Below are 25,417 nucleotides of genomic sequence, written 5' to 3'. Positions count from 1 at the left end.
TCCCACTTGTGCAGGCAGTCAAAAGACTTGTTTAGCACACGCGGGATAATATTTATTTTATCTTCCTTTTTTCCTTAGACGCTGTTAAGTTATACTTAATAATACCTTGTCAAACCGAGAACTAATATAAAAGAATTTTGAGGAGGTAAGAGAGTGACGGTCAACCAGTTTCGCATTCTTATAGTTGACGATGATCCCGCAATTCGCAAGATGATTAGTATGGGATTACAGCAAGAAGGCTTTCAGGTTAAAACAGCCGAAGACGGTGAGAAGGCACTGCAGGTCATTCCTGACTTTAATCCGCATATCGTTGTTTTAGATGTCATGATGCCCGGTTTGGATGGTTATGAATTATGCCAAGCAATTCCCCGTATTTCTGAAGCGTCAATGATCATGTTAACCGCCAAAAATACCTCTGCAGATGTTGTTAAGGGGCTGCGCCAGGGAGCCCATGATTATATAAGGAAGCCTTTCCATTTTGATGAGTTATTGGCTAGAATTGAGGTTCAACTTCGTCTTCGATATCCAGATCTAAGCAGTCAAATTAATGTCGGTCCGTTTTGGCTTGACGATTATCATCATGTCATTCAATATAAGCAATCCTCTTTAGAGCTTTCACCTACTGAATACAAGCTTTTATCCTATTTTTTAGCAAACCCCAACCGAGTATTAAGCAAGGCATTGATTCTGGATCATGTCTGGGGATTTGATTTTAGCGGCGATGAAAATATTGTTGAAGTCTACATTCGTTATTTACGCGATAAGTTGGGTGATAAGAATCACAATTTAATTGAAACCGTACGGGGTGCAGGATACCGATTAGTGTGCCCGTAAAAGGGAGGAAAAGATTGTGCCAGATCATCGGAGTAAATTCTTGCCTCTGAGTCGATTTAAAATAGACCTTAGTTCACTGCGTGTTCGACTTTTAATGCGCGTTTGGGTCAGTCTGTTGATTTTAGCAACATTAATAGCGATCGTTCAGTATCAGACCTTAAATCTTTTTTTGTTAAAAGGGCAAGAACAAAGCCTACAAGGAGAGTTGGCCTTTTTTACGGCTCAGGAATATGAGAAGTGGCTTACAGATCGTCAATCCCCGCCTAAATTTGACTTAGATTTAAATCAGGGAACGGAAGTTTTTCTGTTTACGAATAATGCTCAATTTAAATGGGTATTCGCCCATAAAGAAGTGAATAATCAAGCGATGCCAGCCCGGGCTAAGCTCATACAAAATCAGCTCATAAACTCCAAACCTCTCGCGGTAAAGCGATTTGTCTTAAACCCTAAAAATGGCGAAAGAATACTCTTACTCATTAAACCTGTATTTGCGAATAACCAGAAATCACCGCTGGGTTACGCCGTGATTACATCATCGTTGGCCTCTATTGATAATATCCTGAAAAACCAAGTCAGGACTTCCATTTTCTACGTTCTCTTCGTCCTTCTTCTGGGAAGCATCGCTTCTTTCTGGGTATTGCGCCGCCCCTTACAGCCTTTGGAAACAATTTCTCATATTTCTGAGCAAATTGCTGCAGGACATTATGATTTACGAATACCTATTACCTCTGATAGCGCAAGTGAAATTAAATATTTATCGAACGCTTTAAACCATATGCTTGAAACCCTGCAACACGCACTGACAAAGGAACGTGAGGCTAAAGAAGAAATGAAACGTTTTATTGCAGATGCCTCTCACGAGCTGCGTACTCCATTGACCTCGATTCGCGGTTTTTTAGAAATCTTGCTTAAAGGACATACCCGTGATGCCGACGCCCTTCATTCTGTGCATCAAACCATGTTGGTCGAAACAGAAAGATTAATTAGCCTTACTGAGAATTTGCTGACGCTTAATCGTATTAATGCTAAATCCGTTGACCCTAACCATGAAAATCATGTTTTATCTCCTGTTGAGTCAATAAACGAGCTGACCTTGCTCTTACAATCCTTGGCGAAATCTCGAACTGTTAATGTTAAGTGTTCCGTTTCAGAGCTGCCTCTTACCTCCGAGGAGCTGAAACAAATTCTCTATAATCTTGTTCATAATGCAGTACGTCATACGACAGACTCAGGTCACATTCAGGTTGCGCTTGACAAGGATGAATCCGGTTATTTAATTACAGTCAGAGATGATGGTGAAGGAATCAGTGCTGAAGATCTCCCTCACGTTTTCGAACGGTTTTATCGAGGAAATCGAGCACGGGACAAACGGAGAGGTGAAGGTGCCGGACTGGGGCTAGCAATTGTTGGTGATATCGTCAAGCTGCATCACGGTACAATAAAAGTAGACAGTACACTTGGAAAAGGGACTGTATTTTCCATACGTTTCCCCAATTACTAGAATGACTTTTCTCTTATTTAAGGTATTAATTTACTCGCTATAATTAAAGGAGTAGGTTCTCAGACAAATGAACTTTACTTCTTTATTTTTTTCTTCTGCACAAACTTTTTATCGCTCTCCTGCGTCGATATAATGTAAAACAAATTCATACGGAGTCAATAAATAAAGGGGTCTTTTTATGTTTAGAAAAAAGACAAATAAGAAAGAAGTCGTTGATTACATCCTGGAAAATTATACGTCATTTTACAGGCTGGCCTACAGTTACGCAAGAAACAAAGATGATTCCTTAGATATCGTCCAAGACTCTATTCTTAAAGCAATATCTGCTTTGAACAAACTTGAAGGTATTGAGCATGTTAGAACTTGGTTCTATCGAATTGTGGTTAATACTTCGTTGGATTTATTACGAAAGCAAAAAAGGTTAAAGGCAATCAATGATGAGGATCTAGCTCAATTAACACGTGTAAATGCCGATAATTCGCATCTCGACCTTGAGCGGCTCTTAGATGACCTCCCCGCCAATTATCGTGTCATCGTTGTTCTTAGATATTTTGAAGATCTTAAGATTGAGGATATTGCACTTATCCTTAATGAAAATGTAAGTACTGTTAAAACACGTTTATATACTGCACTTAAAAAGCTGCGAATCGAAATGCAAGATTAGTTTTAAGGGAGGAATTTCAATGCATCAAGATATCATGGAATTAAAAAGGCAATATGATAATGTCCCTATCCCTAAGGAATTAGATTTTGTCGTTCATCAATCTCTGAAAAAGGGATTAAGAAAACTCATGTTTAAAGAGTCCAAAGGAATCATTGCTATTGCCGCGATATTTATTCTTTTCATTGGAGGCATAAATATTAGCCCAAAGATGGCCAATGCTTTAGAGGAAATTCCGGTTATTAAAAGCTTAGTCCATGTATTCACCTTTCGAGAATATAAACACTCTGCAGGAACTTTTAACACCGATATAAAAGTCCCTGCATTAGATGGATTAGAAAACAAGACGTTACAAAACAGTCTGAATCAAAAATACCTTGAGGAAAACCAAAAATTATATGAACAGTTTATGTCCGATATGAAAGAAATGAAGGACAAAGGAACAGACGGCCATTTAGGCGTAAATAGCGGCTACGTTGTAAAAACAGATAATGACCGTATCCTTTCCATTGGTCGATATGTTGTCAATACTGTGGGTTCATCCTCCACTAAATTCAAATATGATACGGTTGATAAGAAAAACCAAATTCTCATTACACTCCCCAGCCTTTTTAAGGAAGACAATTATATCGATATCATTAGTGATAATATCAAAGCTCAGATGCTGGAACAAATGAAGCAAGATCCGAAAAAAACATATTGGATTTCAGGTTACAGCAACAGCCCCATACAGGCTTTTGCCAAAATAGCTAAGAATCAGAATTTCTATATCAATAATGAAGGAAAGTTAGTCATTTCCTTTGATAAATATGAAGTCGCTCCAGGGTCTATGGGAGTTGTAGAATTTATAATTCCAACCGAGGTTATTTCCGACATCTTAGTAAGTCACGAATATATTCAATGATCTACCCCTCTCGAAGTCCACTTAATCATATATTTAGGTTAGATCACGGGGAAGTATGGTAATAAACGTAACAAGTTAGTTTAAATCCCAATCATCTGACTTATTTGAGACTGTACTTATTGCCGTTCTGACAGCCTCTAAATGGCTCAGCATTCTTCGTTGTGCCAAATCCGGATCGTGGAGCTTGATTGCTTCAACAATCGCCTCATGATCAAGCACTGAAAGTCGTTGGCGACCAGGTATCATAAGTACCTTAGATCGGTTTTCTCCTAATAAATCCAGCAAGTTGATCATGAGACGCTTAAGTACTTTGTTGCCGGCAGCCTCAACTATTTTAAGATGAAATTCTGCATCTAAAACTGCTAATCTAGATTCATTGGCATTATCGAGTTCCTTACCTTTGTTAACGATTTTTTCAAGATCCTCTATATCCTCCGGCCTAGCATTTTGAGTACACCAAATAACAGCTTGACTTTCAATAAGCTCCCTTACTTGATAAAGTTCCTCAAGCGTTCCTTGGGAAATTTGCAGTAAGGCAGATAAACGGGAGACATCCTCTTCCTCACTAACCACATTTATATAGGCTCCCATTCCATGTCTAATCGTTACAACACCTAACCCGACTAAAGTTTTTAAAGCATCGCGAACCACTGTCCGGCTTACCGCAAAAGCTGTGCTTAGTTCACGTTCAGGCGGCAATTTGTCCCCTGGTTTAAGCTCGCCATTATTTATGGATTCCATGATTTGCTTAACAATGCCGTCGGAAAGGTTCCCATATGACTTTAACGGCTCAAACATTCTAATTACCCCTCTGTGCGAGTTCAGGCTTTAAAACTAACCCAAACATCCATTAATATCTTTGCTTATTTCCTCTATTTATTGGAGAGTTAATAATAATTTCAATTAGTGGTATTATATCATACAAATGATTGTTTCATAATTCTTTTGATCAGCTAATATGTTAAATATTTTAAGCTTCTAATAATATAAATGGTTCAGCCATTATCAGACTAAACCATTTATATATCGGATATCAAATTACGTAATTCAGTTTAAGCCACCGCTTTATCCTCAGTATTTTTTAAACCCATTTGAGTAATTTCATTACGATATTTTTGAAGATCAAATTCACCTTGCCATGTTGCTACAGCAATTGTTGCAACCGTGTTCCCGATCATATTCGTTATAGCACGAGCTTCATTCATAAAACGATCAATACCCAGAATTAAAGCCATACCTTCTACGGGAACAGTATGCATACTTGCAAGAGTTGCACCAAGGACTACAAACGCACTTCCTACAACTCCTGCACCGCCCTTAGAAGTTACCATAAGAACAGCCAATAATCCTAATTGATGTGCTAATGTTAGCTGAGTGTTAGTCGCTTGAGCAATAAATATTGCAGCCATAGTAAAATAGATTGCTGCACCGTCTAGGTTGAACGAGTAACCCGTCGGGATAACCATACCGGTAACAGATTTCGAACAGCCTAGGCGTTCAAGTTTACTCAGCAAACGCGGCATAACAGCTTCCGTGCTTGCAGTGCCCAGCGTAACTAGGAGTTCTTCTTTAAAATACTTGATAACATTCCATAAACTTACACGGCAAATTAAACAAACCGTTCCAATAATAAACGTAATAAAGAGGAAACAGGTTAAATAGAATGATCCCATAAGTTTACCCAAAGACCACAGAGATGCAATCCCATATTGTCCAGTAGTAAAGCCTATTGCACCAAATGCACCGATTGGAGCTACTTTCATAATAAAGCCAACGATTTTAAAAAGTACATCCGAAAGGTATTGAATCCCTCGCGCTACCTTCTCCCCTTCTTTACCCAGGGAAGCCATACCGAATGCAAATAAAATTGCAAAAACAAGAACTTGAAGAATATTTCCTTTTGCAAAAGAATCTACGATATTTGCAGGGATAAGGTCACTGATAAAGCCCATTACACCGGTACTTCCTGTTGTTGTCGTGCTTGCAGCCTGCTTTGCAACATCTGCCGCACCCTTAAGCGTTGTAGGGTCGATATTCATACCAACACCAGGTTTTAAGACATTAACAACAACAAGACCAATAAATAGGGCAATGGTCGAAATTATTTCAAAATAAACCAGCGTTTTAGCCCCAAGTTTTCCTACACGTTTTATATCCCCTGTACCATAGATACCCAAAACAACGGTTACAAAAACTATGGGAACAATTACCATCTTAATAAGCTTAATGAACATGTCGCCGAGAGGTTTGACAGCTACACCCATAGCCGGGAAGAAGTGACCAATAAGAACACCCAAGACAATTGCAATGATAACTTGAACATATAATATACTAAGAAATTTTTTAATCTTTTCCATAATATCTCTCCTTATAGCTTTCATTTCACAGCATTCGAGAGGATTTACGCCTATTTCCTTAGCTATTTGATTTAACTCTGTCAAAAGGCTTCTAGTAATAGGAATTCCTTTAGTCGTACGTTCACAAGCAATCGATTGTCTTCTTTCCCCAGGAATTCGTATGGATTTTGCTCCGTTTGCCAACGGGATTTCCTTGATCTCTTGGATCATATGATTCATTCTTTGCTCATATTCTTCGATTGGCATAAGCCGCTTAATATCTAAAACCATAAAGCTATGTCCAACGTTGGCTGATTCAGTGCCATCATCATAAATCCAACCCACATGGCTGCCGTATGCCGATCCGGAAAGAATTCCTGACATCACTTCTACGGCCAATGCCAATGCATAACCTTTAGGACCGCCAACTGGCAACACTGCACCATCTAAAGCTGCTTTCGCGTCCGTTGTTGGGTTTCCGTTCTTATCTATAGCCCAGCCTTCAGGAATTGACCGTCCTTCCTTTGCTGCCAGAATAATGTTTCCTCGAGCTACGGTGGAAGAAGACATATCAATAATTACTGAATTATCGCTATGCGGAAATCCATATGAAATTGGATTGGTTCCAAAATAAGGTCTCTTTCCTCCCCAGGGAGCAATTCCACTCGGCGAATTGGTATAGGCCTGCCCAACCATTTTAGCCTTAGCTGCCATCTTGCAATAGGTTGAAGCAGCTCCAAAGTGGTTGCTGTTATTAACGGCAACGAAGCTGATTCCATGCACACTTGCAAGTTCAATTCCAAGCTCCATAGCTCGAACAGCAACAAGTTGTCCTAATCCATTATCGCCATTGATACTAGCTATAGCTCCATCCTTCTTTATCTGGATGAAGGGCTTAGCGTTAATTCTACCGTTTTGGAGGCGGGAGAGATAGATCGGTAAGCGGCTGATTCCATGTGTATCAATGCCATCTAAACTGGTATCAACAAGTACCGAAGCAACTATCTTTGCCTCCCCTTCGGGAACGCCAACTGCGTAAAGTAAAGCTTGGCAAAAACTCAGTAATTGCTCAGAAGGATAACATTGTTCCATTGGCTTTCACCTCAGCAATTATGAACGTTAAATGTTTCACAACTATATTTATACTATAAACTATACTATATGAGCCCGAGATTGGAAACATTTTGTTTATCTCGGGCTCATATAAAAGCAGACTAAGCGCTGGGATAGAGACGATTCAATACGAACTCTTTGTGATTCAAGGTTTCTGCATCCGTCAAACGACCGCGTGCCGTTTTCACGATACAATCCATAACTTTATCCGCCGCTTGATCCAGCGTTAATTCTCTTGAGAGAACACCGCTGATATCGGCATCAATGTGCTCTGACATCGTTTCACATGTTTTCGGATTGGCCGACATCTTAATGACAGGTTCAATCGGATTACCCACGATATTCCCTTGTCCGGTGATGAAGATATGGAGTGTTGCTCCGGCCGCCATCATAAGTGTAATACATTCTGCTGCGGCAGCCGATGTGTTCATGAAATAACGTCCTGGTTTCGTCGGTTCTTCGGCCAGATCCAAGAGACCGATAATCGGGGTCTTACCCGCTTTTTGGATGTTCCCCATCGCTTTCTCTTCAATGGTCGTCAGGCCGCCTGCGATATTTCCTTGAGTCGGCTGCGATCCGAGAAGATCAGCTCCTTTAGACTCAATCATATCCATGTACTCTTTATGAACTTTCAAAAACTTCTCCGCAAGTTCCGGAGTGGCGAAGTGTTTCGCTAGAACGTGCTCAGCACCCGTTGTTTCCGGTGTTTCTCCGAAGATAACCGTCCCGCCCATTTTCACCAGACGGTCGCCGACTACACCGGCTGTTGGGTTTCCGGCCAGACCCGAAGTCGTATCGGATTCGCCGCATTTAAAGCTTACAACAAGATCTTTTAATTCGCACTCTACTTTTTCTAAGGAAGTAGCATATTGAACATATTCTTTCGCTTTTCGGGAAGCCATTTCAATCGTTTTTAAGTCGCCATGACCTTCAATGCCATAATAGCTTACCGGTTTGCCGGTTTCGGCAATTCCATCCGCCACACGTTTTGCCCAGTTTGGCTCAATACCGATGACCACTACCGCAGCTACGTTTGGATTACGTCCTGCTCCAATGATTTGTTTGAAGTGTAATTCAAGGTCGGCTCCAAATTGAATACGGCCATATGGATGCGGAAGGGCCAGGGTTCCGGCCACATTATTCGCTACCGCTTCACACGCTGCATTGGACAAATCATCGACCGGAAGAATAAGTACATAGTTGCGAATCCCAATGCGTCCATTTTCTCTACGGTAACCTAAAATCTTAGTTTCCATAGTCCCACCTCGCAGTCTTTAGATTGTGAGTATGCACCCAGTCTCCAACCTTAAAATCTTGAGTGACTTTACCGATGTTCTCACCATATTTGATCAGCGATTGACCGGCCTTAACATCAACCAGAGCAATTTTATGACCCAAAGGAATATCGTGATTCGCTTTGACATGGTACTCCTTACCCGAATGGATTTCGACTCCCATAACCTCTTCTCCGGATTTTATATCGGATACCGCTACACCGACATAATCTCCGTCTTCGTGCACCAAAAACTTATGGTTGCTCATAGTCTTCCTCCTTGTTTTCAGATTCATAACTGCTTTTTCGAAGTGGGTTTAACTGTAATACGCCGCATACATTCGGCATTGATCGGACGAGCAAATTTATTGATGCGCAACTCGTCTTAAAATGCCAACCCCATAACACTTATTATACGAAATCTGGTATGAGGTATGTGGTATGTGGTATTACCACCTATCGCTATAATAGTTCTCTCTTTCACTTTTGTCAATATATAAAAATAAATTTTGCTATTTAGTCGTACTAAAATTTTTAACCCCAGGCAAAAAATAGCTAAAGCTGCTCAATTGAGTGGCTTTAGCTATTTTAATCATGTCAACATAAATTTTAAATAAAATTAGTCAATTTTTTATGAGACTCGATTTATCTGCTGTAAAGATACTGCTACTTTCTCGACAAAAAGCTTTGCTATACCCGGGTCGAAATGTTTTCCTGCACATCTTCGTATCTCTTCCAGAGCTTCTTCGATCGTCAATACTTGCCCATAGGTTCTGATACCGGTCATTGCATCAAAAGCATCAGCGACAGAAATTATTCTGGCTTCAAGAGAAATCTCTTGGCCCTTCAATCCATTCGGATAGCCTGACCCATCCCACTTTTCTTGATGTTCAAGTACATATTTTGCAATTTCCGAGAATTCTTTTGCAGACATTAAAATACGATAGCCGATTTCGGAATGCTTTTTCATTTCATACCATTCATCTTCATTTAATTTGTTAGGATTATTTAAGATCTTTTCGTCAATTCCGATTTTCCCTATATCATGCACTAATCCTGCTAATTTTATCTTTTCTACAGCAGATTTTCCTAGATTCATATGAATTGCAATTTCTTCACAAATTCTGCTGACTCTTTTAGAATGAAACATTTCGCGGTTATTTTTCTCATACAAAGTATTCATGATCAGGTCTATGGTCTTGCTCCGCCAACTTGCAGTTTCATAAATTTTATTTCTATACATTTTATCTTCTGCATTTTTAATAATATCGTCAATTGCTTCGGTTTCTTTGATTTTAGTTTCGTGACCAAAAGAAATGGATATATCTAATCCATTAATTTTTTCCTTGGATGAAAGCTCATGAATACGCTCAACAATCTTTTCTGCCTCAGCACTACTTGTTTGGGGTAATAAAAGAACAAATTCATCCCCGCCAAGTCTTGCTATGATGTCATCTGCTCTGCAGCTCTTTTTAATGATCTCGGCAGCTTTCTTCAGCAGCTCATCCCCAACCGTATGGCCGAACGAATCGTTAATTACCTTTAATCCGTTGACATCACCCATGCCTATCGTTAAAGGCATGTTCCTTCTGACATTAATCCGTCGTAATTCCTCTTCATAAAATCTTCGATTATACAGCCCTGTCAGATGATCATGGTAAGCTATATGATATATTTCTTCTTCTTTTTGCTTACGATCTGTGATATCACGACTAATACCCAAAATCCCAATAAGATTTCCATCATAATCCCAATAAGGCGTTTTTAGTGTATCCACGAGAACTTTTCTACCGTCAGGATAGATTAGCCCTTCTTCATTGTGCCTAGATCGATTATATTTTAACATTTCACCATCATGATACTTAAAGGAATCCGCAACCTCCCAAGGGAAAAGTTCATAATCCGTTTTGCCAATAATCTCTTTTTTAGACTTGCCTGTATATTTTTCAAAAGAGTCATTGCACCCAAGATAGATACCCTGTATATCTTTATAAAAAATCAAATCCGGAATGGAGTCGATTAAAGACACCAGCAAAGCAGACTGTCTGGCTTTTTCCGTTTCAATTTTCTTCAGTTCATTGATATCTCTAGATATCCCATTCAATCCTATGACGGTTCCATTTTCATTACGCATAAAGGAGATATGCATTGAGATCCAAGAGGTCGAACCATCCGCTCGATACTGTCTAACTTCGATTATTCTGGATCTATTTTTATCGGAGTCGGGATCACGATCTTTTTCTAATTCTTCCTCAAGAATCAGTTTAAGTTTATTTAAATCTTGGGGAGGGAACTTTTCTTCCAGCGTTCTGTTGACATACGAAGTACAGCTTCCCCCAAAAAGTCTTTCGATTGATGGGCTTATATAGGTAATATTAAGTTCTAGATCCGTTGTCCATATTACATCGGTTGTGTTTTCAGCAATTTGCCGATATTTTTCTTCACTTTCTGCCAGCTTATGTAATAGATGATATCGATCAATTTGGGTTAAAAAAATACTGCAAAGAAGATAAGACCCCATAGGATATAGAATGATAACCGGGAAAAACATACTTTCAAGAGTATCTCTTACTAGATCTTTAGGTAAAGCAAACATACACAAAAGCATATCAATATGAACAATTAACCCCAATAAATAAAATTCAAGATTATATGGAAATTTACTTTCTAGGATGTTCTCAAAACGATATCTGTGCCAAAGGATACCTATTGATCCTGTAGTCAGAATTACAAGTACACCCATAATAACACCAGGTCCACCTATGATGATCCGATAAGTGATCATGATAAGCCCAGCAATCAACGTGGGGACTGCTCCGAAAAACATACCTGAAACACTGATTAAAATCGACCTGGCATCGAATATGACTCCCTTTTCAAGCTGCATAGCCGAAGACATAATCAATAGCCCGGCTCCCCCATTTAAAAATCCAAGCACAATTTTGTAAAATAGGTTATATATCCTGTTCTTGGTTTGAAATACAGAATATATTAACGCTAAAGTCAACAAAATTGTGATGTTATATATGAGATTAATCGCAACATCCTTATCCATATTTTCAATCCTCAAATCTTATTTGAAGTTCAGTTCAATATTTGTTCTTTAGTGTCGAAATCTCAGATTATTTATAAATATAGTTCAATTTATCACAAAATATTATAAATTTACAATATGCTTTAAAGGATATAAAGGGGAAAACTACATTATTTGAGTCTGTTATTTAAAGTTATTTAAAGTTATTAACGTATATAAATCCTTTTTAATTTATGGCCAAAACTCTAATTTGCTTTTTGGGATAATTTTTTAAAGCCAAGCGCCAAAAAAAGAATTAAGGGTATCCCGAAATCGATAGGAACAGCAAAGTACTTCCATACATGTTCCCTTAAATATAAAAACCATACATCGTTTTTACCTATAAAATAAGTAAGAACTATTATCGCTAAACCAAAAATTCCAATAATGTAGGGACTTTTCTTCTTTATGCCGGTGGTTTGCATGAAGGCTTTATAAGAACAATAAGAATAAATACCGGCTTGAATCATTATACTCCAGTACCACAGTGCAACCATAAATGATTCAAAACGGTGGAGATATTGAGTAATCTGAATAGACCTGACAAAATCCATACTGGGAATACGCATTATTGCAACGACCTGAGGTCCCATGACCATCAATTCTGCAACAAAATAAAAGATAAAGAAAAACCCTCCGATAAACAAACCTGAAGCGGCTGAACCAAAAGCCTTTTGTGGGTTAGACACCATGGGCAGAATCATAGCTACAAGCAATGGTGTCAGCCCTATAAAGGTATCCGTTTCTATGCTCGATTTAAGGACAGGCATTACACCAAAATCAAAGAAAGGCGTAATCCTGTCAATGTTTATCTCAGCCAAAGAAGCCATAAAAACAAGGATAAAAAAGATTATACTAAATCCGAAAGCAAAAACGGCTGTTCTGGCAATGACTTCAGGCCCTTTCCATACAATAAAGGAAATGACAAAAATGTGCAGCGCTGCCACTACTAGAAATGGTGTTTTGGGCAGCAAAAAGCCCGTAAGATGTTGGATGTACATGGATATTGAACTGGAAGCATTCAGGAAAAAATACAATGTAAGTATTAACCCTAAGATCTTTCCCAATAATTTCCCCAGTAACTCAGAGCTATATTCCACTATTGTTTTATCTGAAAATTTCTGTCCGACATAAATAACCAAAAATAGAAAGGGAAGCACAGTTAAAATACCGATGATACCGCTGATCCACATATCATGGCCGACTTTTCTAGCCAAAATACCACTGGCGTAATTAATGGTTGAAGGCCACATAATGCAAATCAAAAGATCTCTGAACTGATTATTATGAATGACTTCCTTCCCTTTGATCAATGACTTCCTGCTCCTTTACTGCACATGAATAGGCTCCATTGGCTTTGCCAAAGATACATGATTGATATTTACGTTTACATCAACATCGACTTTAGCATTTTCAATACGTTGATTCCAATTCGAAGATATCTGATGCCATTCTTCCTTATGCTGTCTGTTCAGTACTCGGCTAAAACCAATAAAGTCCACTTGCAATTCCTTTGCCTTTGTAACAGAGGACTGTATATCTTGACTAATAGCTTTCTCCATCGCTTTTTCCAGCTCAGCCAGTTTCTGCATATCGTTAAAATCAGTATGACATGCTTGTTCGTTAATGATGGCTGTAACTTTAACGTTAATCGCAAAATTTGGCACCTCATTATCTAAAGAACTTTTAATGGATGACTTTGCTTGTTTAATTTCAAGGGTAATTGGCTTATCATCATAAGGGCAATTCACAACCATGATGGATTCATCCATTTTGTTTCTGATCCATAAAAGACCTCTTGTCTGCACTTCATCCAGCGAATCTGTTAATTTATCGCGGTTAAAAACGTAGGCACCGCTTGTTTTTAAAATAGGTTCTGATTTGGATTGATCAAGAACAATCTTAGAGGTTACAGGACCTATATTGGGATCAATGTAGTCTTCCAGAAAATCTTTAAGCAACATTTTGTAAGACTTGCCTGTTGTGCTCTCACTATCAATGATTTCTTCCAGATATGTTGCAGGATCTTTTTCCATTTCGGGGATTATTTTCAGAAGATCTCCCGCCTCACCTGGAGTAACTGCAACTAATGTTCTTAACCTAAGCTCAGGATTTCTGCTAAAGAAATCAAATATTTCAAGATTATCTCCTCTTGCCAGCTGCTCACCGATGATTATGACTTTAATATGAGACCAGAAAATACGTCGAGAAGATATCGAAGACATATTTCGTATCGCTTCAAAAATTGTCTTTCCTGTTCCAGTAACGATCCAAAAAGGTTTAGGCTGAGTAGTGCCTGATGGTGTTTTACTGTAAGTCTCCGGATTGGCAATTTGTGCTGTGACCTTAAATCCGTCATCTGTCTTATCAAGACCAATGCTTAAAACAAAGCCAAGTTCATTAATTTCCCTGGCATCCCAACAACCGGTGAGAAAAAACGAAAGCGAAATAACGAGAATAAAAGCTACTATTTTTCTCAATTCTCATCTCTCCTCCTCCACAAACTTGCCGATTTTGTGCCGGAGTTTGGTGGACCCGGTTTCATGCTGGGACCCGTCTTGATAAATTCCTTGCGAGCAATATAACCGGGAAGCCGATTCATTCCCCACCAGGGATGCCTCACCACAACGTCTTTATATTTTTGATTTGCAGATATAAAGGGCTCCATGTAATTTACGCCAAAAGAACGAAGACTATTTAAGTGAATAAGGATTATACTTAACCCTGCCATAATACCCGGCAAACCGAGTATAGATGCCAGCAGCATTAAAGGGAATCGGAGCATACGCCCTGAGCCCGCCGCATTAAAAGCCGGAATAGCAAAGGAACTAATCCCCGTTAAAGCTACGACAATGACCATAGCTTGTGAAACAATACCCGCTTGAACTGCAGCCTGACCAATAACCAGACCCCCTACGATACTTACAGCTTGACCCGCCTGTTTGGGTAAGCGCAAACCTGCCTCCCTTAGAATTTCAAATGTAGCTTCCATCATAAGCGCTTCTCCTATGCTGGGAAACGGTACACCCTCACGTGAAGCAGCAATGGCCAAAGCGAGCGTAGTCGGAATCATTTCCTGATGATAGCTTGTTAAAGCAATATATGCTGCAGGAAGAAGAACCGAAATTAAATAAGCGATAAGTCTAACCAATCTCGTTAAAGAACCTATAGGATAACGTTCGTAATAGTCATCTGAGGACTGAATAAACTGAACAAAAATTGTGGGAACGAGTAAGACATAAGGAGTTGTATCGACAAGAATGGCCACACGTCCTTCCAAAATTGATGCAGAAACCTTGTCCGGGCGTTCCGTATGCTCGATCTGAGGAAATGGAGACATGGGAGTATCCTCTATTAACTCTTCAATATAACCGCTCTCAAGTACACCATCGATTTCAATTCGTTCTATTCGGTCTCTAACTTCTTGTATTAATCCTTCCTTGGGCTTTCCTTCAAGATAGACGATTAAAACCTGAGTTTTAGTCGTTGTACCTAATTGAAAAGGTTCCATCCTCAAATCAGGGCTTTTAATACGCCGCCTTATGAGCGCCGTATTGTTGTAGATATTCTCAGTAAAACCATCCTTTGGTCCTCTAATTACATTTTCGGATTCAGGTGGAGAAATGGGTCTGTCCTTCCATCCTATACTTCCTAAAATAAGTACTTTGTCAACTTGATCCAAAAGCAAGATTGTATTACCATTCATCAGTTCATATAAGATCGTGTTAACATTAACTTCTTCCTTAACAATAGTGTTAGGTATTCCGTATTTTTTAAGGGTTTCAAAACAATCCAAGTTATTTTTTAAACTATTGATTCTGTCATTTAACATCAATGCCCCAATCACTTGCTCATTAATAAGTTCCCTTTCGATCATCCCTATAATGAAAATGACAGCTGCTTTCATTTCTGTATCCGCAGTAATTGTAAATTCTCGGACGAGTATGTCATAGGCAAAACCCATAATGCTTTGTATTGTTTCAATATTTGAAGTCAAATCCGAAGAAAGTTTTCCCTGCACAGGCAGTTGATTTTGGTCAATTTGATTCTGTTCTTCAATTTTCTTTCTTTCTTTTTTATGGCTGTATTTAGAAAATGGCATAATAAAGCTCCTTTAGGATAATCACAGTTTAGTATGTGTTTAAGGCAAATTGAATTATTCAGAAATCCTTTTCGATCACTTTAAATCAAAAAATCTTTAGGAAATAAAATAGAAGATGACTCCTGTTAAAACACAGAAAATCATCTTCTTGTCTTGCAACCTCTTAAAATGGTTTTATTATGAATCTTCCCCGGCTGAGATCCTTGCTTTTTTAAAAATATAATAAGCTCCTACTAATAGAAAAACAACAAATGCATTTATCAACATCTCAAGGGTTATATTTAATTCATTCCCTTTTTCAACCGTCTTTTGAATACTCAAAAATAATATTTCCCGAATACCCGAAATCACCCCAACATAAATAAAAGGGCTCAAACTAAATTTTTCTTTCCTAAAAAAACGAAGGACAGTCCAAATGACCTCTTTGATTACCAAAAGAAGAAGTGCATTACTTACTAATGTAAGAATTGAAATATTGCCATTATCAATGGTCCTGATTGAATCAAAAATAATAAGTAAAGCAGCTATAACTAACATAACAAAAACGATAAGGTGAAGTATGACTTCAGTCCAAATAAGTAAATTAGCTATTCTGTCGATAACATTTTTAATAACCGCATTCTCCTCTCTTTACTTTTGTTATATGATTCTTTATTGAGTATAATTCTATTATAGCATTCCTTTCAATAATTAGATTATAAAATTTTCTATTTGCAAACTGTTACTACTTTAGGATATTAGTTAAAGTACCTATCTTTTCAATAGAAACTACGACTTTATCTCCTGACTTCAACCAGCGTTGTTCGGCTTCAGGATAACCTAAAATCACTCCGCTGGGTGTTCCCGAGAAAATTATATCCCCTGGCTTTAAGGTCATATATTGAGATATATAACTGACAATGGTTGCGCAATTAAAAATCATATGCTGGGTATTCGAAGATTGGCGTATATCGCCATTGACTTCACATTGGATAGCCAGGTTATTAGGATCAACTTCATCTGATGTCACTAAATACGGACCAAGCGGTGCGAAGTGATCACAGGTTTTACCCAATAACCATTGTCCCGAACGAAATTGAAGATCACGTGCGCTTAGGTCATTTCCAACTGTGTAACCAAACACATAGGAAAGAGCATCTTCTTTAGAAACGTTTACAGCTTCTTTTCCCATAACAATAACTAATTCTGCTTCATAATCAAATTTCTCTGCCAATTTAGGAAGTTGGATGACTTGATTATGGGCAGCTAAGGCATTATTGAACTTACCAAATAAAATCGGAGATTCCGGAATATTCATGTTGCATTCTTCCCCGTGACTTATATAATTCAGCCCGACACAAAGAATTTTTTCAGGTTTAATCACGCAGGGTGCATAAACAATCTTTTCTTCCGGAATAGTTTTTACCTCTTTATTGAGCAATTCAGCGAGTTTGGCTAAGCCCTTATCTCCACTTTCAATAACTTGTTCCAAAGTTGTTGGTCCATCATAAGAATCAGCAGCAGTTGCTGATTCTACATCTATAATCCCCTGATCAGCTTTAATCCCCAAGCGAATTTGTTCTCCTGCTTTAAAATTAAGCAACTTCATCTTACTTACCACCTTATCCTTAAACTTCTGCCCTTGGCAGCTTTTGTATCTTTAGTATATCTGAGCAATCGATTATGTCAATGAAAATCGATTCTTCATAAACAATCGATTTTAGGGTTTTTATTGTGTATACTATTAAATGTTCAGCAAATATATGTTAACAAATAATCGAGAAAAACCACTTACTTATTGTCTTGATATTAGATTTATCATGGCTGTTTTTTTAAAGGATGGATAAGAATTATGGCAAGGCGAAATGGGTCATTAACCTTAACAGAAAATGTCTATAACCAGCTCCGTGCTGAAATATTATCGGGTTACCTTTCTCCCGGAGCACCTTTGATGCCTGGAGATTTACGAATACGTTTTAACGTATCTATTGCAGTGATACGTGAGGCATTGACACGTCTAGCAGCTCAGGGCCTTGCTAAGCAAAGTCCAAACTATGGCTTTACCGTAATGACCCTTTCTGCATCTCACTTAAAAAACATAATAGAAGCTCGTAGAATTAACGAGGGAGCGGCGTTACAACTGGCTATTTCTAAAGGCGATGTATTATGGGAGTCAAATATAATTGCACTGCACCATCAATTAGAACAAACTCCTGAATACTCTGCGAATGATAAATTTCGCGTCAATGATACTTGGTCTGAAATACATGGCAAATTCCACCACGCACTGATTGAAGCCTGTGACAACCCCATATTGCTCGATATCTGCACCCGTTTATGGAATATGAGCGAACTTTATAGAAACTGGTCTATTTCCCGTGATAATAAACGTCCGATACTTTCGGAGCATAAAACATTGATGGAGGCTGTACTCGCACGCGACAGCAAACTTGCAGTTGATCTCTACAGCGCGCATATTCAACTTACAATAGATATATTGACTGAGAATAATCAATTTCTAAATAAATAATTCAATTCTTTGTCATTGCGTTTGCAATATCGTAAAGGAGATTTCTCATGCAGAAAATTTTTTATTGGATAGCCACAATGCTTCAGCTCCTTTTATTTATCGCAGCATATGGAATCCATATATTTTCTATAAAAAAGATGGGAATGATGAGATACGTAGTATTTATGAATCATCAATGGGAAGAGTTATTTCCCCTTCATCAATTGCAGTATGTTGCAGTTGCGATCTTAATTCTAATTGATCTTATTATTGCAGCAAAACTTACAAAAATTAAGAAAGATTGTTCATTTGCAAGTAAAATGATCTTACCCATGGTTATAATGCTTACAATTCTTACAACAGCTTTTGCCCTATTAACTTTTGCATTTTCAACAGATAACTTCCGCTCATTTTATTTCGTTAGTCTTATACTCGTTATCATCACACTGATCCAAGACCTTAAAATTTTTATCTATTTAAAAAAGCGAGTCTGGCTTTAAGACTCTTATCTGCTAATCGCCATGCGTGGCGCACCAAAAAATGTCTGATAGCCTTTCGCCATCAGACATTTCTCAATTAATCAATTTATTTATATTTTGCTGCTGCTTCTTGTGGAGTAATCGCTTGTACTGGATTTTTTTCATCCATCTGCCACACGAACCATCCGCCATCATACAGTTTTACATTTGTCCAGCCGTTTTGATAGGCCATAAGCCAAGGAATGGTTGCTCTCCAACCTGTACCACAGTAAAATGCAATATCGTTATTTTTTGTTATTCCCTGTTCCGCCCACATGGCTGCTGCCTTATCAAAATTGATAAATGTTCCATCTTCATTGCGGTAGTCAGTTTCATCATGGCCCCAGACGGCCCCTTTGGGTTCGCCAGCTCTTTTGATATAACTATATCCGCTTTTTTTACCTTCAAATTCATCTATACTTCTAACACTCACTAATCTAAAGTTCTTATTATTTGCTAATTTATCCTTTACTTCATCAATAGATAGTACATATTCTGGATGTGCAGGTACTTTTAGGCCAAAGTCTTTAGTCGTTGCTTTAGCAGTTTCTATACCATCTTTTGTAGCATACCCTGCTTTTGTCCAAGCATCCAAGCCACCATCAAGAACTTTTACATTTTCAACACCCGCCCAGAGAAATACGAACGCAACTCGTGTAGCCCCTGAGTCACCGCCATAAATAATAACGTTTGTGTCCTTCGTTACTCCATATGTTTTCATTACTTTCGCAATTTCTTCGCCCGTTCTGATATTCCAGTACTTATCTTCTTCAATCTCATCCGTATTTAAATGAACTGCACCGGGAATATGGGCTTTTGTATATGCTTTATCTTCTTCTGCTTTGCCCCAAGAAGCTTCAATAATAATATAATTCTCTGATTCTTTCTGTTTACCGTCAATAACGCTTTTTACCCAGTTTGCGGGGACAAATACCTTTTTCTGATCCACTGCCTTAACATCCGATATTTCTGCAGAGGGTTTATCCCCAGGTTTTTGTGAACTTGTTTTAGAAGCACAACCAGTTGCAACTACAGCGACCATTGCACCACAAAGAAGAATACTAAGCCATTTCTTTTTCATATAGATCTCCTTATCTCCTTACTTAATAATATTCTTATTAAACCCCTATATGGTTAACGTAAAAGAATATTATCGCCGAGTTAAATGCTAACATTAATATAATACCTATGTAAATATATTATTAGTATTTAATTATAATATACATTTGTATTTATTTATGTATCTGCCTTCATCCCTTATTATAAAAGGGACTGTTGCAAAACCTATGGTCGTGTAGTTTCTCGCATATCCGCTCACTCAGGCGCTCCGGGACTGGTTCACTTCTATGCGAGAAACTACGCTTTCAGGTCTTTTGCCATAGTCCATAATTATTGTGCGCACGAAAAAAGGACTTGTTTTGCAACAGTCCCTTTTGATTCGCTTTTAAAAAAACAGCTTATTAATTTCTTCTTCAATTATCCCATAGGTTTGAATCACTTTCTTCCCCTTCGCTTCTAAAATCTTCTGCGGATGATATCCTATCCGCAGCGTTAATATTACATCACAATCATCTAATGCCTTAAGGATTACATCCATTCTATTCTCTTGCTCGCCACATTCATAAGATCCGAAACAATACTTAGATACAGCTCTTTGCTCTAATAATTTTATACTTCCTTTTTTTGCCTGATAAATTGTAAAAAACTCCGCATGTCCGAAATGCTGGTCAATCAGTTTTCCCTCTTTTGAAGTTATCGCGACAATCAAAGTTGACTCAATGCTTATATTCCTTGATTCCTTTTGTTTTGACAATCCCATATCTTTAGCTCCCTCTAAATTATTATTTTACGATTCTCCTTGCATATCTTGTTTTATACTGCATTACACGGATTAATTGCTGAATTCATTTGACATTCTGTCAAATCATCATTTGGAAGCTCTTGTAATTTAATAATATTACTTAACGCTTCAGGATCAAAACCTGCTATGTATCTCCCCTCAATTACCATAAGGGGTCTTGTTATGAGAATCGGATTGCGGCATAAAAGATCCAAAGTCTCTTTTTGGGGTAATGCTCCCAGAATTACTGTACCTGCTTTAACATCAGGCGCGTTTTTATTAAACCACTTCTCCAATTCCAGATCTTTAAAAAATGACATCAGTAAATCAGGTGTCCATTTTGTTTCAAAAATGGATCTCTCATCTACGGTGTGTCCTGCTTTTAACAAGAAGTCTTTTTGTTTTGCGCCACCGATACAACCGGGCTTAGTGTAAAAAATAATATGCGCCAAATTTATCCTCCTTAAAACTATCTAACTAAACAATATCCTCATAAAAACAAAAGCCGTACAAGTTTTATAACCTGTACGGCTCCATTGCCTAATAATCAATGTTTATTATACTTGATTTCGGAAGAATTTCCAAACTTATTCAGCCCTAATCTAACGTCCACTACAAAATATTACGGAATAACAAAAATCTGTCCGGGATAAATTAAATCAGGGTCCGCAATATTATTAAGCTCCTGAATTGTTTGATAAGTCGTTCCGAATTTCTGAGCGATTTCAGAAAGTGTATCACCCGGTTGAACTGTATAATTTACGACTTTCTTTTCCTCAGGTTGTGTTTGTTCAGCTTTCTGTTGTTCAACTTTTTGTTCTTCATTATTATCCACCAGTTGCTTAGGAACATAAAAATGTTTATCAGTATAAACGGCAACCTGTCCATCTAAGTCCATGGGGACACCGTCAACAGAAGCGACACTCTGATTAGCCTTTATCTTAACCAATTTCCCGTCTTCTCCATTAAAAGTAAATTCATTTGTTTGGGTATCCATTGTCCCCATACTTGTCACATCAACAAACAGCTTGCTTGTAGCTTCACTTAAGTTTACTCCCATACTATCAGCAACAAAAGTTGCCACAGAAGTGTTATCAATAACGCCTTTTGGCAGCTTAACACCTGCAGGTGCAAAAACATAAAGAGGAACATCCTCACCAGTATGTCCACCGGTCGTATAACCTATAGCACATTTTGTACTCATGGTCTTTACCAAGTTAGCCGTTGTGGGGTCAGCTTTAAAAGCGGTAATTTCCTTAGCAATGGCAGCGTCCGCAGGATCGATACCATAAGCTTTTAGCGCACTATCAAGGCTTGCTTCACTTTTGGTTTTATCGACCAGTGCCATAGCTCCTTCTGCTGTTTTTGTAGCTCCTTTTAGAGGAGCGAGTATACCGAAGCCATCTTTGTCATAAGTTGTCGACGCATTACTCCCGATGGTGATTCCGCTATTTCCGTGGTCAGTCGCAGCAATAACAATCGTATTGCCATCAGCCTTGGCAAAATCCACGGCTGCTTTAAAGGCTTTGTCAAAAGCCAGAGTATCTGTCGCAATTCCAACAGTATCATTGGCATGCGCTGCCCAGTCGATTTTGCTGCCTTCTACCATAAGGAAAAATCCATCCTTATCCCTATTGAGCAAGTCGATGGCTTTGGTTGTCATCTCTGCCAAAGAAGGCTCGACAGCCGGGTCTCGGTCAAGATCATAAGAAAGATTATTTTTTCCGCTGATTGTTCCTGTGAAATTTCCCCAAACGTGATCAGCATTAGTCGCTAAAAGCTCATTACGGTCATTCAGGATAGTATAGCCCTTGTCTTTGGCAATACCGATGATATCCAATACTTTCGTATCTACTTTTGTCGCCCCTGTTCCCAGCAACACATCCAGTTTCTGGTTAAGCATTTGTTCAGCAATTGGAGCATAATTACTGCGTTTTACTTCGTGGGAACTGTAGCCTGCTGGTGTAGCATGCATAAACTCGCTGGTAGCAATGAGACCTGTGGCCTTGCCCTCCAACTGTGCCGCCTCCAAAACTGACGCATGAGGACTAAGCGAAGCATCTACACCCAATGCACCGGATATAGTTTTGTTTCCCGTTGCATAGGCAGTGGCTGCAGGTGCAGAGTCGGTGATCGGACCATTGGTCCATCTTGTTTTTACCATAGCTGTTACATATTCATCCAGGTTGAGGGGTACATCTCCTTTTTCATTTAACATATAACGGGCAAGGGTAGTAGCTCCAACACTCATTCCATCCGGGATCATCATAATAACATTTTTGGCGGTTGGGGCACTTGAAGCTGCGCTTGCTTGCTGTGGCACAGCCACTCCGAAAGCCAAGGCAACAATCAAACTTAAGGACAGTGAATTTTTGATTGTTCTTTTGTTCATTATTATGTCTCCTTTTTTAAAATTTGATAAAATGCGTGTCTTGAACTAATCCCCTTCACCTAACTCCAAAGAGGATTCCTTCAGCACTTGGATATTTTTAACTTTATTGTAAGGGTAATATGTTAAAGTTTTATTAGGTGTAAATTAAAAATAGTTAAATTTTGTTAATCAGCTATGCTGTAAATAAACCTCTTAAGTTTAAAATAAAAAAGAAAAGGATTTTTGTATAAACGCAAAAATCCTTTTCTTCTTATTGTCTTTACCGAATAAAATTGGTAAATATATTTTCTTCTCGCTCCGGGAATGGAACGCCGGCTTTGATGCCAGCCTCTTTGCACTTTAAAAACCATGCCATATTCCTTCCCAATATACGCATCGTTTGCAAACCTTCTAAATCTTTTTTAACGTCCTCAGGTGTGTGCCCGTGTACCATGTTCCAATATCTCGATGAGATAACTGGCATTTCTGATATGGTAAAGTATTTGTTCAGTTGATCAAAGGTTGCGGTCGTTCCGGCTCTTCGTGCGGATACAACAGCTGCCGCCGGTTTTAGATAAAAACTTTGTCTTCCTGAGCATAAATCCGCATAAAAAACACGGTCTAAAAATGAAGTAATGGCTCCCCCTGCAGCTGCATAATGTACGGGCGAACCGAATATAAACCCGTCAGCGTCTCCCGCAATATCGAGAAAATCATTGACTCGGTCAGAAAATACACAATGCCCCGTTTTCTGGCAGTTTTTACAGGCAATACATCCGGATAACGGCTTGGTTCCTAGCTGAAAAATTTCGCTTTCAATTCCTTCTGCTTTGAGTGTTTCAGCCACTTCTTCCAAGGCCGTAAATGTACATCCTTTTTCATGGGGGCTTCCATTCACTAATAATACTTTCATACTTACCTCCTGTTTATACCGTTTTTCCCATTTCATAGGCCTGCTTCTTTTACTCCAAGCATTAACTGATCGCACAACAGGTCAGAGTTTCCGCCTTTCCTCGGGCCGGCAACAGCACCGATACTTTTTACTCAATTCTTCATATTTGCTTCCTTGAATATTTTAATTCTTGGAGTTAACTCCAAGTCAAGTGTTTTTTTAAAGTAATTGCAATACTCTCTTTTGGCTCTTTTCCTTATATTGATTGAAATCAATTGGTAAACCTTATCTTTCATTCCATATTGTAACAACGGCATGAGACAAAGCATAGTATGTACTATCTTAAAGCAAAGGAGGAATTCTGATGGCATTTGGTGCTGTTGACGGTGCTTTTACGCCTCGCTTCTTACCAGGTATTGCAATTGTGGTAGTTATCATTCTTCTGCTTATCGCAATGGGAATCGTCTTCTAATCTAATTGAATTTATGGATTTTGAAAGGGGGTAAGATCATGTTCGGAATGGGCGGTTTCGGTGGTGCATGTTGTCCATCGGTTGCTCCTGTTGGAGGTGTTGGCGTAGGCGTTGGTGTCGGGATTATCGCAATTGCTATCTTGATCCTCATCGCATTAGGAGTCATCTTCTAAATTAAGAAAAAAGAAAGGAATAAAAGCTTATGCCTGTACGTTTTAGAGGTTTTGGATTCTTCCCATTTTTTAATCCGTTCTTTAATCCGTTCTTTTTCCCATTTTTCTTTCCATTTTTCTTCTTCCGGCGTCGGCGGTTTTAGTTAATACAGGCTAGGCTTTTGCCTAGCCTTATCATTCTATTTTCTTATTTCGGAGACGATTAAATCAGACTTAAGTTGTTTCTTTACCATTGTTGAAGGCGTACTCTTGTCGGATATCCCATTTGTCCTAATTGTTGAAGTATATCTCTTTCTCTCCGCATCAGCGATTGTTGCAGTTCTTCTTTTTGCGTAATTGATCCTCCACCCCCGGCTCCACCGATCGCCGTCCCCCATTGTTGTCTGAGAGTCGATTGCAGTGCACGAGCCGCTTCTTGAGGTGTACCATAACGTGTTAAAGGTTCAGTAGTACGAGGAGCAGCTTGGACAGATTCTGAAAAAATGCTTTGCAATTGTTGTGCTGTAGTTGGAGGCGTACTTGGCGCAGACATTGGAGTCATCGCAGCGGTATTTGCAGCTGCAACGAAGGTGGGATAAACAGGAATTATAGGATAACCCATAAGTCCGTGTAAAAAAAGATGCATCTTTAATTTCCTCCTATCAAGAATGTTTTCTTAATAAAAACTGTCGGTGAATAATGAAGCTCAAAAAATAATTTCTAAGAAATATAGAAAATAATCATGAGATGAAAACGAGGAGATATTATCTTACAATACCAGATTATGGAGACTGAATTTGTCTCGTTACCATGGACATCTTGATATATTTACACCTCTTATTGAACTATCGAGTATTCAATAAAAATAGCTCATAGATTAAAAATAT

Annotated in this window: 23 protein-coding genes; 7 read left to right on the top strand and 16 right to left on the bottom strand. The window is 38.6% G+C overall.

The window, feature by feature from the left end:
• The first annotated feature begins 210 nt into the window (after positions 1-210).
• From ACHOLT_RS05050 to ACHOLT_RS05035, 4 genes are all read left to right on the top strand, one after another.
• Complete coding sequence (locus ACHOLT_RS05050; protein WP_425807894.1) at positions 211-834, top strand: response regulator transcription factor; 624 nt, start codon at positions 211-213, stop codon at positions 832-834.
• A 16-nt stretch (positions 835-850) separates the two neighbouring features.
• Positions 851-2,335 carry a sensor histidine kinase gene (locus ACHOLT_RS05045; RefSeq protein ID WP_425806209.1) on the top strand — a complete coding sequence of 495 codons (1,485 nt, stop codon included), beginning with the start codon at positions 851-853 and terminating at the stop codon, positions 2,333-2,335.
• Positions 2,336-2,513: 178 nt separating this feature from the next.
• The gene (locus ACHOLT_RS05040; RefSeq protein WP_425806207.1) at positions 2,514-2,999 is read left to right on the top strand and encodes an RNA polymerase sigma factor; all 486 of its coding nucleotides are present in this window, start codon (positions 2,514-2,516) and stop codon (positions 2,997-2,999) included.
• 19 nt (positions 3,000-3,018) lie between these two features.
• A complete protein-coding gene (locus ACHOLT_RS05035; RefSeq protein WP_425806206.1) occupies positions 3,019-3,900 on the top strand; it encodes a DUF3298 domain-containing protein in 882 nt (293 codons plus the stop codon).
• A gap of 75 nt (positions 3,901-3,975) precedes the next feature.
• Here ACHOLT_RS05035 and ACHOLT_RS05030 read toward each other — a convergent pair whose 3' ends face one another.
• The 10 genes from ACHOLT_RS05030 to ACHOLT_RS04985 all read right to left on the bottom strand — a co-directional run bounded on the left by ACHOLT_RS05030 (position 3,976) and on the right by ACHOLT_RS04985 (position 17,385).
• Positions 3,976-4,698, bottom strand: coding sequence for a FadR/GntR family transcriptional regulator (locus ACHOLT_RS05030; protein ID WP_425806205.1), 723 nt, complete (start codon positions 4,696-4,698; stop codon positions 3,976-3,978).
• A 254-nt stretch (positions 4,699-4,952) separates the two neighbouring features.
• Entirely contained in the window at positions 4,953-7,328 is a 2,376-nt protein-coding gene (gene dctA / locus ACHOLT_RS05025) for a C4-dicarboxylate transporter DctA (protein ID WP_425806203.1), read from the bottom strand.
• 122 nt (positions 7,329-7,450) lie between these two features.
• Positions 7,451-8,605, bottom strand: a complete 1,155-nt coding sequence (locus tag ACHOLT_RS05020; RefSeq protein ID WP_425806202.1) for a UxaA family hydrolase — start codon at positions 8,603-8,605, stop codon at positions 7,451-7,453.
• Positions 8,595-8,891 carry a UxaA family hydrolase gene (locus tag ACHOLT_RS05015; RefSeq protein WP_425806200.1) on the bottom strand — a complete coding sequence of 99 codons (297 nt, stop codon included), beginning with the start codon at positions 8,889-8,891 and terminating at the stop codon, positions 8,595-8,597. Before ACHOLT_RS05015 ends, ACHOLT_RS05020 begins: the two co-directional genes overlap by 11 nt.
• A 362-nt stretch (positions 8,892-9,253) precedes the next feature.
• Positions 9,254-11,677 (bottom strand): PAS domain S-box protein, encoded by a 2,424-nt coding sequence (locus ACHOLT_RS05010; RefSeq protein ID WP_425806199.1) that lies wholly within the window; start codon positions 11,675-11,677, stop codon positions 9,254-9,256.
• A gap of 224 nt (positions 11,678-11,901) precedes the next feature.
• Positions 11,902-13,008 carry a GerAB/ArcD/ProY family transporter gene (locus ACHOLT_RS05005; RefSeq protein ID WP_425806197.1) on the bottom strand — a complete coding sequence of 369 codons (1,107 nt, stop codon included), beginning with the start codon at positions 13,006-13,008 and terminating at the stop codon, positions 11,902-11,904.
• Positions 13,009-13,023: 15 nt separating this feature from the next.
• Positions 13,024-14,175, bottom strand: a complete 1,152-nt coding sequence (locus tag ACHOLT_RS05000; RefSeq protein WP_425806195.1) for a Ger(x)C family spore germination protein — start codon at positions 14,173-14,175, stop codon at positions 13,024-13,026.
• Positions 14,172-15,797 carry a spore germination protein gene (locus ACHOLT_RS04995; protein ID WP_425806194.1) on the bottom strand — a complete coding sequence of 542 codons (1,626 nt, stop codon included), beginning with the start codon at positions 15,795-15,797 and terminating at the stop codon, positions 14,172-14,174. Before ACHOLT_RS04995 ends, ACHOLT_RS05000 begins: the two co-directional genes overlap by 4 nt.
• 177 nt (positions 15,798-15,974) lie before the next feature.
• Positions 15,975-16,358, bottom strand: a complete 384-nt coding sequence (locus tag ACHOLT_RS04990) for a phosphate-starvation-inducible PsiE family protein (protein WP_425807892.1) — start codon at positions 16,356-16,358, stop codon at positions 15,975-15,977.
• 163 nt (positions 16,359-16,521) lie between these two features.
• Positions 16,522-17,385 carry a fumarylacetoacetate hydrolase family protein gene (locus tag ACHOLT_RS04985; RefSeq protein WP_425806193.1) on the bottom strand — a complete coding sequence of 288 codons (864 nt, stop codon included), beginning with the start codon at positions 17,383-17,385 and terminating at the stop codon, positions 16,522-16,524.
• 243 nt (positions 17,386-17,628) lie between these two features.
• Here ACHOLT_RS04985 and ACHOLT_RS04980 point away from each other — a divergent pair, with 243 nt between their 5' ends.
• Both ACHOLT_RS04980 and ACHOLT_RS04975 read left to right on the top strand, forming a co-directional pair.
• Positions 17,629-18,306 (top strand): GntR family transcriptional regulator, encoded by a 678-nt coding sequence (locus ACHOLT_RS04980; protein ID WP_425806191.1) that lies wholly within the window; start codon positions 17,629-17,631, stop codon positions 18,304-18,306.
• 47 nt (positions 18,307-18,353) lie between these two features.
• Complete coding sequence (locus ACHOLT_RS04975; RefSeq protein ID WP_425806190.1) at positions 18,354-18,785, top strand: hypothetical protein; 432 nt, start codon at positions 18,354-18,356, stop codon at positions 18,783-18,785.
• An 85-nt stretch (positions 18,786-18,870) separates the two neighbouring features.
• Here the strand turns inward: ACHOLT_RS04975 and ACHOLT_RS04970 are convergent, their stop codons facing one another.
• The 5 genes from ACHOLT_RS04970 to ACHOLT_RS04950 form a co-directional block, all read right to left on the bottom strand.
• A complete protein-coding gene (locus ACHOLT_RS04970; protein WP_425806188.1) occupies positions 18,871-19,884 on the bottom strand; it encodes a sulfurtransferase in 1,014 nt (337 codons plus the stop codon).
• Between the two features lie 363 nt (positions 19,885-20,247).
• Entirely contained in the window at positions 20,248-20,622 is a 375-nt protein-coding gene (locus ACHOLT_RS04965) for a NifB/NifX family molybdenum-iron cluster-binding protein (RefSeq protein ID WP_425806186.1), read from the bottom strand.
• A 53-nt stretch (positions 20,623-20,675) separates the two neighbouring features.
• A complete protein-coding gene (locus ACHOLT_RS04960) occupies positions 20,676-21,095 on the bottom strand; it encodes an ArsC/Spx/MgsR family protein (RefSeq protein WP_425806184.1) in 420 nt (139 codons plus the stop codon).
• Positions 21,096-21,265: 170 nt separating this feature from the next.
• Positions 21,266-23,035, bottom strand: coding sequence for an alkaline phosphatase (locus ACHOLT_RS04955; protein WP_425806182.1), 1,770 nt, complete (start codon positions 23,033-23,035; stop codon positions 21,266-21,268).
• Between the two features lie 259 nt (positions 23,036-23,294).
• Complete coding sequence (locus ACHOLT_RS04950) at positions 23,295-23,927, bottom strand: flavodoxin family protein (protein ID WP_425806181.1); 633 nt, start codon at positions 23,925-23,927, stop codon at positions 23,295-23,297.
• Positions 23,928-24,416: 489 nt separating this feature from the next.
• Here ACHOLT_RS04950 and ACHOLT_RS04945 point away from each other — a divergent pair, with 489 nt between their 5' ends.
• Entirely contained in the window at positions 24,417-24,551 is a 135-nt protein-coding gene (locus ACHOLT_RS04945) for a hypothetical protein (protein ID WP_425806180.1), read from the top strand.
• Positions 24,552-24,777: 226 nt separating this feature from the next.
• On the opposite strand, the gene ACHOLT_RS04940 is transcribed toward ACHOLT_RS04945, so the two are convergent.
• Complete coding sequence (locus ACHOLT_RS04940; RefSeq protein ID WP_425806179.1) at positions 24,778-25,176, bottom strand: hypothetical protein; 399 nt, start codon at positions 25,174-25,176, stop codon at positions 24,778-24,780.
• Positions 25,177-25,417: the final 241 nt, after the last annotated feature.

Origin of the sequence: Desulfitobacterium nosdiversum, assembly GCF_049860565.1 — a bacterium.
Taxonomy (GTDB): domain Bacteria; phylum Bacillota; class Desulfitobacteriia; order Desulfitobacteriales; family Desulfitobacteriaceae; genus Desulfitobacterium_A; species Desulfitobacterium_A nosdiversum.
The sequence above is the reverse complement of the archived record's forward strand: the minus strand, read 5'-3'. Positions and strand labels throughout refer to the sequence as shown.